Annotated in this window: 14 protein-coding genes; 3 read left to right on the top strand and 11 right to left on the bottom strand. The window is 65.8% G+C overall.

Annotation, left to right across the window (positions count from 1 at the left end; genetic code table 11):
- Positions 1 to 84: 84 nt before the first annotated feature.
- The 5 genes from GGQ69_RS04080 to GGQ69_RS04100 form a co-directional block, all read right to left on the bottom strand.
- Positions 85 to 909, bottom strand: coding sequence for a CPBP family intramembrane glutamic endopeptidase (locus GGQ69_RS04080; RefSeq protein ID WP_183524934.1), 825 nt, complete (start codon positions 907 to 909; stop codon positions 85 to 87).
- A gap of 10 nt (positions 910 to 919) precedes the next feature.
- The gene (gene def, locus GGQ69_RS04085; protein ID WP_183524937.1) at positions 920 to 1,528 is read right to left on the bottom strand and encodes a peptide deformylase; all 609 of its coding nucleotides are present in this window, start codon (positions 1,526 to 1,528) and stop codon (positions 920 to 922) included.
- Between the two features lie 111 nt (positions 1,529 to 1,639).
- Positions 1,640 to 3,172: an MFS transporter gene (locus tag GGQ69_RS04090; protein ID WP_183524940.1), complete on the bottom strand. Its 1,533-nt coding sequence runs from the start codon at positions 3,170 to 3,172 to the stop codon at positions 1,640 to 1,642.
- Between the two features lie 75 nt (positions 3,173 to 3,247).
- Positions 3,248 to 4,789 (bottom strand): MFS transporter, encoded by a 1,542-nt coding sequence (locus GGQ69_RS04095; protein ID WP_183524943.1) that lies wholly within the window; start codon positions 4,787 to 4,789, stop codon positions 3,248 to 3,250.
- Positions 4,790 to 4,835: 46 nt separating this feature from the next.
- Positions 4,836 to 6,074: an amidohydrolase gene (locus tag GGQ69_RS04100; protein WP_183524945.1), complete on the bottom strand. Its 1,239-nt coding sequence runs from the start codon at positions 6,072 to 6,074 to the stop codon at positions 4,836 to 4,838.
- Positions 6,075 to 6,662: 588 nt separating this feature from the next.
- Between GGQ69_RS04100 and GGQ69_RS04105 the strand changes: the two genes are divergently transcribed.
- The 3 genes from GGQ69_RS04105 (at position 6,663) to GGQ69_RS04115 (ending at position 7,552) form a co-directional block, all read left to right on the top strand.
- Positions 6,663 to 6,914 (top strand): hypothetical protein, encoded by a 252-nt coding sequence (locus GGQ69_RS04105; protein ID WP_183524948.1) that lies wholly within the window; start codon positions 6,663 to 6,665, stop codon positions 6,912 to 6,914.
- Positions 6,911 to 7,093, top strand: a complete 183-nt coding sequence (locus GGQ69_RS04110) for a hypothetical protein (RefSeq protein WP_183524951.1) — start codon at positions 6,911 to 6,913, stop codon at positions 7,091 to 7,093. Before GGQ69_RS04105 ends, GGQ69_RS04110 begins: the two co-directional genes overlap by 4 nt.
- Positions 7,094 to 7,279: 186 nt before the next feature.
- A complete protein-coding gene (locus GGQ69_RS04115) occupies positions 7,280 to 7,552 on the top strand; it encodes a hypothetical protein (RefSeq protein ID WP_183524954.1) in 273 nt (90 codons plus the stop codon).
- A 60-nt stretch (positions 7,553 to 7,612) separates the two neighbouring features.
- Here GGQ69_RS04115 and GGQ69_RS04120 read toward each other — a convergent pair whose 3' ends face one another.
- From GGQ69_RS04120 to GGQ69_RS04150, 6 genes are all read right to left on the bottom strand, one after another.
- Positions 7,613 to 7,888 (bottom strand): hypothetical protein, encoded by a 276-nt coding sequence (locus tag GGQ69_RS04120; RefSeq protein ID WP_183524957.1) that lies wholly within the window; start codon positions 7,886 to 7,888, stop codon positions 7,613 to 7,615.
- Entirely contained in the window at positions 7,888 to 8,694 is an 807-nt protein-coding gene (locus tag GGQ69_RS04125) for a M23 family metallopeptidase (protein ID WP_183524960.1), read from the bottom strand. The genes GGQ69_RS04120 and GGQ69_RS04125 overlap by 1 nt, the downstream gene beginning before the upstream one ends.
- Before the next feature lie 3 nt (positions 8,695 to 8,697).
- Positions 8,698 to 8,898 (bottom strand): hypothetical protein, encoded by a 201-nt coding sequence (locus tag GGQ69_RS04130; RefSeq protein WP_183524963.1) that lies wholly within the window; start codon positions 8,896 to 8,898, stop codon positions 8,698 to 8,700.
- A 759-nt stretch (positions 8,899 to 9,657) separates the two neighbouring features.
- Positions 9,658 to 9,999 (bottom strand): hypothetical protein, encoded by a 342-nt coding sequence (locus GGQ69_RS04140; protein ID WP_183524965.1) that lies wholly within the window; start codon positions 9,997 to 9,999, stop codon positions 9,658 to 9,660.
- A 437-nt stretch (positions 10,000 to 10,436) separates the two neighbouring features.
- On the bottom strand, positions 10,437 to 12,008 hold the full coding sequence (locus GGQ69_RS04145) for a hypothetical protein (RefSeq protein WP_183524968.1): 1,572 nt from the start codon (positions 12,006 to 12,008) through the stop codon (positions 10,437 to 10,439).
- 1 nt (position 12,009) lies between these two features.
- Positions 12,010 to 12,540, bottom strand: a complete 531-nt coding sequence (locus GGQ69_RS04150; RefSeq protein WP_183524971.1) for a hypothetical protein — start codon at positions 12,538 to 12,540, stop codon at positions 12,010 to 12,012.

Raw genomic sequence — 12,540 nt, forward strand, 5'->3', positions numbered from 1 at the left:
CCACGGCCTGACCCGACCCGACGGCGGTCGGTCGTCTCCCGGCACGAGGGAGGCGACCGGCCGCCGTCGTGCCGTCCGGGGCCGTCAGTAGACGAAGATGCGCAGCGCGTCCGGGTTGTGGGCGTGCACGATCGCCAGGAACACGACGACGTCGAAGAGCAGGTGGACCACCACCACGTAGGTCAGGTTGCGGGTGCGGTTGAAGATCCATCCCTGCAGCAGCGCGAACGGGACGGTCAGCAGCGGACCCCACGACCGGTAGCCCAGTTCCCACAGGAACGACACGAAGACCATCGCCTGCAGGACGTTCGCCGTCCACAGCCCGAAGTGCCGGCGGAGCAGGGCGAAGCAGGTGCAGATGAAGAACAGCTCGTCCCACAGGCCGACGAAGTTCACGCCCACGAAGAACCGGGCCAGCTCGGAGGGCTCCTGCACGTGCGGCCAGTTCTGGTAGCTGCCGGAGTGGATGAAGTAGGCCGGCAGGATCGCCCAGCCCAGGACCGGCACCGCGATCACGTAGGACCACTGCACCCTGGTCCACGGGGTGCCGGTGCGCCACGGGAAGACGATCACGCGGCGGCGGAGCCAGAACCGGTCCAGCAGCAGCGGCACGGCCACGGCGGCGGTGAGCACCGCGCCGAGGAGGAAGAACCGGTCCCAGCGCAGGTCGGCCTCCACCGAGGTGGTGCTGACGATGGCGATGCCCGCCCCGATGAGGGTCAGGTCCCGCCCGAGCCCGGCGTCCACCCGCCAGGCGAGCAGGACGCTGAGCACGAGCAGGGCATGGCCCCAACCGGGGAGCAGGAACGCGAAGAGCACCACCGCGGAGGCACAGACACCGGCGGCCGCGGCCAGTCCCCACGGCGAGGCGCGGGTGCGGTCGACGAAGGCGGGCTCTGCGGAGGGCATGCAGCCGAGACTACGGCGTCTGCTGGTCGTCCTCGGTGACGTCGTCGTGGCCGAAGGGGTCGCGGTCGGTGCCCGGCAGCCAGGTGTTCCCGGGGACGGTCCAGCCCTCGCGACGCAGGCTCTTCTTCCACCGGCGGGTCCACTTGCCGTTGAGCCGGTTGATGTAGAGGTACCCGTCGAGGTGGTCGTACTCGTGCTGCATGACGCGGGCGAACCAGCCGGTGGCCTCGAAGTCGATCTCGTGGCCGTCCACGTCCTGGCCGGTGAGGCGGACATGGTCGGACCGCTTGAGCGGGAAGCTGTAGCCGGGGACGGACAGGCAGCCCTCGGACTCCTCGTCCGGGTCCGGGTCCTCCTGGGAGGTCCTCCCGATGCGCGTCAGGACCGGGTTGATCACGTGACCGCGCGGTGGCGCCTCACCGGAGTCCTCGAAGGTCCAGGTGAAGATGCGCAGTCCGACGCCGACCTGGGGAGCGGCGAGCCCCACGCCGCGTGCGGCGTCCTGGGTCTCGAACATGTCCTCGACGAGGGTCCTGATCTCCGCGTCGACCGCCGTGACCTCCGATGCCCGGCGGTGCAGGATCGGCTCGCCGTGGATGGTGATCGGACGGATGGTCATGGTGGCGGGGCTCCTTCTGGGACGAGAACGCAGTCCAGTCTATCCGCGTCCGGGGCCCCTCCGGTCCGTGTCCGGGCCGGGTCCGGCACCCGCCGGGACCGGCACCCGGTGTCAGTTGCCGATCGGCGGCGGGGCCACGTCCTGGCGCGGGGCCCGGGCCGACTCCTGCACGTGGCTCACCTCGACCTGTTCCTTCGGGATGGTGAGGATGATGGACACGAGCGCGACGCTGACCATGAAGACGTTGAACAGCAGGCCGATCGCCCCGCCGAACCGCAGGGCGACGTTGTCCTGGTTGCCGATGAACAGGCCCCAGGACTGGATGATGGCCGGATCCACCCCGCGCCCCGCCGCGTACAGCGTGGCGGAGATGGCCACTCCCATGGCGTTGCCCAGCGAGGAGGCCATCTTGTAGATGCCGCCGGCCGCGCCGCCCTCGCTGAGCGGCACGGACGCCATGGCGGTGTCCAGGGACGGGGTCGCGTAGAAGCCCAGGCCGATGCCGAACAGGGTGAACCCGATGACGGTCAGCACCACGTACTGCTCCAGCAGCAGGAAGGTCATGGAGCACATCAGGATGCCGGCCCCCGTGATGACGGCACCCCAGATCATCGGCTTGCGCGGGCCGAAGCGCTGCAGCAGCTTCTCACCCACGCGGATGGTCGCCAGGATGGCCGCCAGGTAGCCGATGGTCAGGGTCCCGGCCTGGAGCGCGGTCCAGCCGGAGGCCATCTGCACCAGTCCCAGCACCACGATCAGCGTGCCGGCCGCACTGTTGAGCAGGAAGTTGGACAGGACCGCCCCGGAGAAGGCCCGGTCCCGGAACAGCTGCAGGTTGATGAACGTCTGCTTCTGGCGCGTCTCGATCCGGAGGAAGGTGATGGCGGCGATCACCGTCAGCGCCACCAGGCCCAGTCCCACCGGGCTCGTCCAGCCGATGGTGGGGCCCTGGGAGATGTAGACGTTGATGGCCAGCAGGGCCACGATGAAGGTGATCATCCCGGACCAGTCGAAGCCCGCGTGCGTCCCGGGCTCGGCCCGGGACTCCGGCGTGCCGCGCACCAGCAGCAGGGCGGTGACGGCCACGATGATGGACAACCAGAAGATCGAGCGCCAGCCGAGGGCGGTGAACGCCATGAACCCCCCGAACAGCGAGCACAGCCCGGACCCGCCCCAGGTGCCGATCGAGAAGAAGGACATGGCCCGCTGCCGGTCCCTGCCGTCGTAATAGGTCTTCAGCAGCGCCAGGGCCGCCGGCATGATGCAGGCGGTGGACAGTCCCTGCAGGATCCGCCCGCCCAGGAGCAGGGATGCGGTGAGCGCGCCCAGGTCCACCGGCGTCAGGGCGATGGCCAGCGATCCCAGGATGCTCAGGTAGATGCCGGTGCGCAGCAGCCTCATCCGGCCGAGCCGGTCCGCCAGTTTCCCGGCGACCACGATGAAGATCCCGGAGAACAGGGAGGTGATGGACACCGCCAGGTTGGCCAGGGTGGGCGGGACCCCCAGCTCGTCCTGGATGCCCGGGATGACGTTGAGCAGCGTCTGCGCGAACAACCAGAAGGTGATGACCGACAGCACGATCCCCAGCAGGAAGCGGTCCGTGGGTTTCCAGACCGCCGCCGTCGATGCCGTTGTGGTGGACACGAGGACCTCCGTCGTCTCAGCGGACCCAGGACATCCCCGGTGTCCTCGCCCCGTGCGCCCCGTGCGCCGGGAGCCTCAGTTGCCGATCGGCGCCGGGGGCACGTCCTTGCGCTCCGCGCGCTCGGCGGCCCGCGCCTCGGCCTCCCGTTGTGCCTCGGTCGGCACGGTCAGGATGATCGAGGCGATGGCCACCACGACCATGAACACATTGAACAGCAGGCCGATCGCACCGCCGAAGCGCAACGCCACGTTGTCCTGGTTGCCGATGAAGAGGCCCCAGGACTGGATCATGGCCGGGTCCACGGCCTGGCCGGCGACGTAGAGCGCCGCGGAGATGGCCACGCCGATCGCGTTGCCCAGTGAGGACGCCATCTTGTAGATGCCCGAGGCCGCCCCGACCTGGTTGTCCGGCACGTTGGACAGGGCCGCGTCCGTGGAGGGGGTGGCGTAGAAGCCCAGGCCGATGCCGAACAGGGTGAACCCGATGACCGTCAGGACGATGTACTGCTCGATGAGCAGGAAGGTCATGGAGCACATCAGGATGCCGACGCCGGTGATCATGCTGCCCCAGAGCATCGGCTTGCGGGGGCCGAAGCGCTGCAGCAGTTTCTCGCCCACGCGGATGGTCGCCAGGATGGCCACCAGGTAGCCGATGGTCAGCAGGCCGGACTCCAGGGCGCTCATGCCGGCGGCGACCTGCACCAGGCCCAGGGCCACGATCAGCGTGCCGGCGGCGCCGTTGAGCAGGAAGTTCGAGAGCGTGGCGCCGGTGAAGGTGCCGTTCCTGAACAGGTTCAGGTCGATGAACGGGGCGCCCTGGTGCACCTCGATCTGCAGGAACACCAGTCCGGAGACGACGGCCGCCACGACCAGCGCGACGCCGGTGAGGCTCAGCCAGCCGATGTTCGGTCCCTGGGAGATGTAGACGTTGATGGCCACGAGCATGATGATGAACGCGATCAGCCCGCCCCAGTCGAAGCGCCGGTAACCGCCCTCGGGGGCCTGGGCCTTGGACTCCGGTGTGCCCCGCAGCAGCAGCAGTGAGGCGAAGGAGACGATGATCGACAGCACGAAGATCGAACGCCAGCCCAGCGCGGTGGTGGCCATGAACCCGCCGAACAGGGAGCACAGCCCGGAGCCGCCCCAGGAGCCGATCGACCAGAACGACAGCGCTCGCTGGCGGTCCTTGCCCTCGTAGAACTGCTTGATCAGGGCCATCGAGGAGGGCATGATGCACGCCGCGGACAGTCCCTGGACCACGCGCCCGCCCAGCAGCAGGGCGGAGGTCAGGCCGCCGGCGTCCTCGGGGGTGAGCACGATCAGCAGGGAGCCGAGGATGCCCAGCCAGATGCCGACGAGCAGGATCCTGGTCCGGCCGATCCGGTCTGCCAGGCTGCCGGCCACGACGATGAAGATCCCGGAGAACAGGGAGGTGATGGACACCGCCAGGTTGGCGATGGTGGCCTCGATGCCCAGTGCGTCCCGGATGCCGGGGATGACGTTGAGCAGGGTCTGGGCGAACAGCCAGAACGTGACGACGGCCAGGACGATGCCCGTCAGCCAGCGGTCGTTCGGTGTCCAGGCCGTGGTGGCGGGTGTGGTGGACGTGACGGACATGCGAGATCTCCCTCGTCTGGAATGTCTCTGTGGTGTGAGGGCGCCGTTAGGCGGACCGGTCCTGTGGGGCCAGGTAGGCCAGGGCCGCGGCCGCCTGGGCGCGGGTGCCGATCGCCAGGGTCGGGTCGATGGCCGGGGCGAAGAAGGGTGAGTGGTTGGCGGGGATGTCCGAGGAGACGGTGCCGGCGTCCACGGCGGCACGGTACCTCTCGGGCGGCACGGAGCCCACGAACCAGTAGGCGTAGGGAATGCCGAAGGCGTCCGGGATGCGGCTGAAGTCCTCGGACGCGGTGTAGGGCTGGGTGTCGAACACGACGTCCGCCCCGAAGTGCCCGGTCAGTGCGGCGGTCACCGTGGCGTGGGTGCCGGCGTCGTTGGAGGTCAGCGGGAACTGGTCGTAGTACTCGAACTCGGGGTCCCGGGGTGAGCCGGCCGCGGCGCACTCACCGCGCACGATCCGTTCGATCGCGGCCATGATCTTCTCGCGCAGCGCGGTGTCGTAGGTGCGAAGGTTCAGCAGCAGCTCGCCGCGGTCCGGGATGATGTTGGACTTCGATCCCGCGTTGGAGGCACCCACGGTCACCACGGCGAACTGCCCGGGCTGGGTCTCGCGGGAGACGATGGTCTGCAGGCGCAGCACGATCGCGGCGCACAGGACCACCGGGTCCACGGCGTTGTGCGGCATGGATCCGTGGGCCCCGCGGCCGAACACGGTGATCCTGAGGGAGTCCCCGGCCGAGAGCACCGGCCCCGGGGCGGTGCCGATCGTCCCCGCCGCGAAGGGCATGACGTGCTGGGACAGCGCCACGTCCGGCCGGGGCAGCTTCTCCACCAGTCCGTCGTCCAGCATGGCCTGCGCACCGGCGGCGTTCTCCTCGGCCGGCTGGAACAGGGCGATGTAGGTGCCGGACCAGGCCTCGCGGTTCTCGCTGAGCAGGCGGAGCGCGCCGAGCAGGGCGACGATGTGCATGTCGTGTCCGCAGGCGTGCATGACCCCGTCCACCGTGGAGGCGTAGTCGAGTCCGGTGTCCTCGGTGACCGGCAGGGCGTCGATGTCGGCGCGGGACAGGACGGTGGGCCCGGTCCCGTTCTCCAGCACGCCCACGACGCCGGTCCCGCCGATCCGCTGTGCGGCCACTCCCAGCCCGGCCAGCTCGGACTCGATCCGCTCTGCGGTCCGGTGCTCCTGCAGGCTCAGCTCGGGGTGGCGGTGCAGGTCCCGGTACAGCTGCCGCTGCCACTCGAGTTGGCTCTCGAGGTCGTCCAGGAAGGAAAAGGCGGGCATCGTTGCTCCTCGGTCATCGCGGTCTGACTGCGCGGTGAGGAGGGTGAACCGACCCCTGACACCGGGAAGTCCGCTACGGGACCAACATAGGACTCCCCGCGAGTGTCCGTCCATGACGTGCGTCTCCGGTGGATGTCTCTTTCGTCTCACGAGGCTCTGCCCGCACCGGAGGGGGCCTGTGGCCGTGGATCGGCGGCGAGCGGCGCCGGGCGATGCCCGGGGGAGGGACAGAAGGCCCGGTGTGGAGGAATCCTCCGCACCGGGCCTTCACTGGGGTGAGTAACGGGGCTTGAATGCGTGACTCAGTAGTGATTAGTTCCGCGTGTTCTCGCGGTTGTTGACGGGGCTTGATGGGTTGTGCATGTACGAAAAAGGGCCTCCAAATACCGGCATGTCGTTACCATGGTATAGGCCTATGGCGAGCAACGGGACCGCCGAACACGCTCACCCGTTGGTAACGCGCCATTGCTTTTGCGAACGGTCCGGCTGGTGTCATTTGGGGGAGTTTCTGATTGGGGGTTGCGCTCTTGCCCTAGTTGTCGATATGATCTCTACAACAGCAGGAAGCCCCCACCAAGGAGAACCGAAATGAGCACCACCGAATACCAGACCATCACCGAGTGGGAGAAGTACGAAGGCGCTATCCTCGGCTACAACACCCACGGTGACGAAGTGATCGAGGTTGAGAAGGCCCAGAGCGAAGCCGAATGCCTGAAGTGGGGCGAGACCTACCGCCCCGGCCGCCGCTGGCACGCTACCCGCGAAGACGGCACCATCATCCACGGGCAGGCCACCAACCTCCGCGAAGCTAAGAAGGCAGCACTGGAGGCCCTGAAGTGAGCGCCAGCGGCAACCTTGCATCCGAGTTGCGGGCGTGGTGCGACGACCAAGAGGACTACGCTGACCGCCTGTGGGAAGACCCGTTCAACAGCGACGAACTGGCCGAAGCCGACAGCCTGCGTAAAGCCATCAAGGACGTGCGACGCATCATCGAGACGCATGAGGAAGCCAATGCCTGACCACCTCTCCGCTGCTGCCAGGGCCCACAACGAGGCCCTGGCGGCTCGGGAACAACTGAAGGTAGCCGCAGCCCGCCGTGACGATGCGGTGCGCTCAGCGGCCAACGCAGGGCATAGCGCGGTTGAGATAGCCGCCGCCCTTGATGTTCACCGTTCCAGGATTTACCAGATGCTAGGAAAGAAACCATGAGCACAACCGACCCCCGCGAATGGCTGGACAAAGCCCAGTCGCTCGCCACCGAGTATCGGACGACGATGGATATAGACGTCGTGCATGACTGGGCAATGGAAGCGCGGCCGAACATCACCACGATGGTCATCGCACTAGCTGGCGTGCTGGATCTCCATTCCCCTATAGGTGATGCACGCTTCGTCATTCAGGATTGCTCCCAGTGTGAAGAAAGCTACCCGTGCGCGACGGTCCGTGCTCTCACGAGGCCAATGAACTATTGGACCTAACGCAAATAAGGCCCCCGGTCCGCCCATGAGGACAGACCGGGGGCCTTGTTAATTTTTGTACTAGTCCAGTGGGATGTCGCGGTCAATGGTGCTCGCGGGCGGCTGGACATTGGCCTTTGCGAGTGCGGCGCTCACAAGTCCAGCGACTCCGGCGAGGATGCCGACGAGGTAGACGGCGAGGTCGATGAACCCCTTGATGTCGTCCACGGTGGTGATGCCGAGTGTGATGAGTGCGGCGATGATCCCGGCCGCCACAACGATCACACCCGTGTAGATGCGGTCCCGGGTGATCCAATCATGGATGCCGGTGCCTTCAGCTTCGTACTTACCTGCCATTAGTTGCTGACCTCTTCCTTTTCTACGATGACTTCTGCGATGTCGGTGACGTTCGAATCGGTGGACAGGGACCGGGTGAGCAGGTAGCGGAGTGCGCCGTTCTGGTTGGTGGTGCCCTTGTTCCCGTTGGACGCTTCGAAGGGGATGACGGACCCGCCTACGGACTTCTGGAGGGTTGCAATGGCTGCGAGGATGTTGGTTTCTGCTTGCCCGATGCGTTCGATGAGGCGGTCTACTTCGGCCATGGTGAGTCCTTCCAGGTCTGCGACGGTGACGGGTGCGGTTGTTTCGGTGGCCGTGGTGGCGCTTTGCACGATGATGATGGGGTCCATGCCGGGGGTGATTCCTGCGGCCCTAAAGTCGGCCATGGGGTCGCGGGTGTGCGTGTAGTTGTTGCTCGGCCCGGACGTTTTGGAGTGGCATTCAAAGTGAAGGTGCGGGCCGGTCACGTTCCCGGACACGCCCATGCCTCCGAGAATCTGCCCCTTGGTGACCTTCTCGCCCTTACGAACAAGCACGGAATCCAGGTGCCCGTAATACTGGCCTTCGCCGTCAGGGTTGCGGATGAACACGCCACACCCTGAGCGCCCCCAGATCGCGCCCCAGCCGGCGTTCCACACGGTGCACACAGACTCCACCACGCCCGCGTATGCGGCCTTCACAGGGGCACCTATGTAGTCGTGTGGCTTGATCCCCACGGGTGCGCCCAGGTCGATGCCCCGGTGCGGCTGAACAGTCCCATAGACGGGGTGCTTACGTTTCAGGTCATAGTGGGAAGTGATCCGCCCAATCATTGGATTATGCATGGCTTACTTAGCCTCCAGTGCGGCCAGGATCTTTTGCTGGTTCGCGAGGATGTCTTCGTTCTGCTTACGGATCTCGCTATTGCCCTTGGACATGTACTCACACCAGTTCCTGAGCGTGACACCAGCCACGTACTTGCCAGCGTGGGAGTAGTAGGGGACGGTGAAGTCCTGCAATGCTGAGAGGACATCTGAGCGGACGGACATGGTGCTCCTAGGGTGTTGGTGCGATGGCGGCCTTGCATGGGCCGGTCGCGATGATGGTGTTTCCGTCTGTGAGGGTGATGGTCCAGCGGGAGTCTGCGCCTTCTCCGGTGCAGGAGACGTTTCGGATTCCGACTCCTGCGGCTCCGTCTCGGCCGGGCGCGCCGGTTGGTCCTGCGGGTCCGCGTTCGCCTGCTGGGCCGCGTGGTCCGGGGACGTTTGAGTCTTTCCCTGCTGGCCCGGGTGGTCCTGTGGGTCCTGCTGGGCCGCGTTCTCCGGGCTTACCGGGTTCGCCTTGTGGCCCGGTTGGTCCAGGTTCTCCGGTGGCTCCCTGTGGGCCTTGTGCGCCGTCCTGTCCGGGCTTACCGTCTTGCCCGTCCTCGCCGTCACGTCCGGCGGGTGGGGTTGGGGCGTTCAACCCGTCCTCGCCATCCTCGCCGGGCTCACCGGGGGCACCGTCGCGGCCGGGTGGGCCAGCCGGTCCAGGGTCGCCCTTCTCACCGACCACAATGTTTTCCGTGATCTCTTTCTTGGTGCGCTTGGCTTCGGCGCACACGTCATACCCTGAGACCTCAACTTTGCCGTTAGCGCATTCCAAGATGACTTGTTCAGCAAGGGTCAACGTTTTCTCTTGTGCCCGTTGCGCATCCAACTGGAAGCCACGCCCAATGAAGAACATGGTTGCCATGGCGGCAACAAACAAGATGGCGGACACGAGGACAGCTATAGCGATTCGGAGGCGTTGCTTCCGTTCCCAAACCGTCATGCTTCCTCCTCTGCCACGGGGTCCAAGCCGACTTTCTCGGCTACGTCCACGCGGTCACTGTGCGGGTATTTGACGGCTAGGTAAGACTCCATGAGTTGGTTGCGTTCTTTTGTCATGTCAGCCAACTGGGAGGCTAGGGACTCGATGCGTTTCATTTGCTGGTCGAGTTGTGTGACCTGGGCCGATGTGAGGCCGCCATACATTTTCACGATGAAGATGACGGCCCCGACTGCTGCTGCTATGGCGAATCCTGCGATGAGTCCGGGGACGCCCCATGTTGAGAGCAGTTCGTTTGCGACTGGCTGCACCAGCGCAGTAAGTGTGGTGTAATCCTCCACAAGGCGCGTCCCCTCTATTGCGGTTGCGTTGACGTGCCCTAGTCGCCCGCGCTTGTGTGCTACCACGGCGCGGGCGGCGCATGGGTCTCCCCTTATTGAGACGGCGTGTGGCCCCAACCCGGGGGAGGGTCAGGGCCACACAGGTTCTTTACTAATCCGGTGATGTGGCCAGGTCAGGTCGCAGTTACCGTGCTTACCACGGCTAGGCTTTCTGGCATGGACCCCTTTGTGCTGAAGCGAATGATCCTTGTTGTCTCGCTGATTGGTTGGACCGGACTCGCTCTGAGCACACTCGCTTGGGTGGTCGCCCCGTCTGCTTGGGTTGAGTTCCGCCTGATCTGGCCGACAACTTTCGCCGCTGCCCTTGCATGCAGTCCGCCGATTCTGCACCTTTATGACGAGTACCTGCGAGATAGGGCGGGCCGGTGATGAGCGGGTCAGGCGATCTGCTTCCACACGTAGGCGTCAGCGGCGTCCTTGATGCAGATATGAAGGGTGTCGGCCACTCCTGCCGCACCATGCACCAGCCGGGTCTGTCCCCGCAGCGACGCGATGGGTGTGGGCAGTGCGCCACCGTTGCCGTACCGCACGGATGTCCCGGCGGACAGGTCCCTGGCGGCGTTGACATCGCGGGGCCGGTATACGCCGGGGCCAATGTCGTAGGTGTTGTCTGCCAGGAACGCCAGTGAGGCGCCGTTGACGGCGATGAAGGATGCGGCCCGACTGAGGTACGCGGTGGATGCGGCGGCACCGTCACCGAAGTAGATGCGGGCATTTGAATGGTCGATCTCGATGCGCGGGAAGGTATCGGCGGCGCGCTTGTACCTGGAGTAGTTAGCGGACACCTGCGCCCGGTATGCGGTGGCCGAGTCCTCGCCCGCCCATGCTGCCTCCATGACGCTCAACGCGCCGGCTGACGACGAGGTGGCATTGTTGAGGATCGCCCCGCCACCTCGCCCGGTGCCGGTCTGGTCGCGTCCGGGCATCTGCCACAGTCCGGGTGTAAGTACGGCGTTGCCGATGGCTCCGGGTTCGCTGGTCTGCCTCATTCGTTCGGCGTTGTAACCGGCGATGAACATGTTGTCAGCGGCCTTGGGGCCCCAGTGGACGGGGGCACGGGCAGCACCCCGGGGGTCTTCAAAGCGGGTGCCGATGAACAGGATGGACTTACCCGCCTGCATGTCAACCAGCCGCTCAGCAATGGTCGTCTCAATGCTCTGCCCGATGAACCGCAGCCCGGTCGCCCGCCCGAAGTCCTCCGACTCCGCACTGCCGGTGAACAGGAGTTGCACGACACCCGCACCGGGCTCACTGTTCAGGTGCGAGAGCTGGCCGCCATAAAAGGTGTTCTCCCCGTTCCACGATCCGGCTGGGCCGATGGTGTTGTGAATGTTCCGCTTGTTGTTCTCCAGGCGGCCAATGTAGACGTTGTTGTAGACCACGCCAGTGCCATTGCCGGTAAGCCGGAGCCCGTCGAAGAATCCGTAGGCGTGCGGGATGGTGATGTTGGAGCCCACGAGGTTGACCAGTTCGATGCCGCAGGTAGTGTCCGTCCAGCCGGTACCGGATGCCCCCTTGTTGCCGTTCTTCACCCGGGGTGCGGTGCCGACGATGGCACGCACGTCCAGTGCAGGGTCGCCGATCTGCACGGCGGTCCCGGTCCCGGTGTAGGTGATCGTCAGCGTGGACAGGTCGTGTGAGCACCGCAGGAGGAGGGTGCCCGTCGTGGTCAGGGTGCCCGAGGCGACCAGCACCTTGCCTTGTGCCTTGGCCTCCTCGGCTGCCTGCTGCAACCCTGCGAGGGTGAGCGGCTGTGGTGCCACGACCGAGCCATAAGCCGTCTTCAGCAGGTCCACGAACGACTGTGAACTCGCGGCGTTTAGTGCAGTGGCTACAGGGGTGTTGCCGGCGGTAATGTCGTCGGCAACCTTTTTGCTGATGGCTGCGTTGGTTTTGGGCTCTAGGATGGCCTTCGTTGTCGGGTCGATCTTTGGGACTTCGATAGCCACGTTAGGCTCCAATCGTTACGGTTGTGCCGTTGTCGGTGATGGTCGGCCCGGTTGCGTCGGTGCCGTCTTGGCCTTGGACGTTTCCGGCGTTGATGGTGGTGCCATCGCCACGGGTGAGGATGAGTGCCCCGTCCACGACTGCGCCGTCTGTGATGGTGGTTGCGGCTACGGAAGCGATCACATCCACCAGCTCGTCCGGGGCGGGCGCGAGGGTTGCGGGGTCCACTGACACAAGATCCCGGTAGGCGTGCGCCACGGGCTCGTCCGGTTCACCAGCGGGAACCAGTTTGTAGTCTGTCCATGCGTGGGAGCCGTTGGGGTCGTTGCGGATCTTCCACACCCGTGCCGTGTCATTCGGCAGGGACAGGACGTAAAGGCCCCCGGTGACGCGGTGCATGGTTTGCACACGGTTCACGAGGGCATCCCCAGCGACCCAGCCCTGCATGGGTTCCACGTAGAGGGAGCCCTGCTGTGCGGCCAGCGGGGTCTTCCCGTCCGGATACTGCCACTCAATGGTGATAAGTGCGGTCAT

The sequence above is a fragment of the Micrococcus sp. TA1 genome (assembly GCF_014199555.1).
Classification (GTDB): Bacteria; Actinomycetota; Actinomycetes; order Actinomycetales; family Micrococcaceae; genus Citricoccus.

What these genes read in the sequence shown, in the direction of transcription:
- GGQ69_RS04080 (WP_183524934.1), bottom strand. Translation starts at nt 909, where the DNA reads ATGCCCTCCGCAGAGCCCGCCTTCGTCGACCGCACCCGCGCCTCGCCG.
- def (WP_183524937.1), bottom strand. Translation starts at nt 1,528, where the DNA reads ATGACCATCCGTCCGATCACCATCCACGGCGAGCCGATCCTGCACCGC.
- GGQ69_RS04095 (WP_183524943.1), bottom strand. Translation starts at nt 4,789, where the DNA reads ATGTCCGTCACGTCCACCACACCCGCCACCACGGCCTGGACACCGAAC.
- GGQ69_RS04100 (WP_183524945.1), bottom strand. Translation starts at nt 6,074, where the DNA reads ATGCCCGCCTTTTCCTTCCTGGACGACCTCGAGAGCCAACTCGAGTGG.
- GGQ69_RS04105 (WP_183524948.1), top strand. Translation starts at nt 6,663, where the DNA reads ATGAGCACCACCGAATACCAGACCATCACCGAGTGGGAGAAGTACGAA.
- GGQ69_RS04115 (WP_183524954.1), top strand. Translation starts at nt 7,280, where the DNA reads ATGAGCACAACCGACCCCCGCGAATGGCTGGACAAAGCCCAGTCGCTC.
- GGQ69_RS04120 (WP_183524957.1), bottom strand. Translation starts at nt 7,888, where the DNA reads ATGGCAGGTAAGTACGAAGCTGAAGGCACCGGCATCCATGATTGGATC.
- GGQ69_RS04125 (WP_183524960.1), bottom strand. Translation starts at nt 8,694, where the DNA reads ATGCATAATCCAATGATTGGGCGGATCACTTCCCACTATGACCTGAAA.
- GGQ69_RS04130 (WP_183524963.1), bottom strand. Translation starts at nt 8,898, where the DNA reads ATGTCCGTCCGCTCAGATGTCCTCTCAGCATTGCAGGACTTCACCGTC.
- GGQ69_RS04150 (WP_183524971.1), bottom strand. Translation starts at nt 12,540, where the DNA reads ATGACCGCACTTATCACCATTGAGTGGCAGTATCCGGACGGGAAGACC.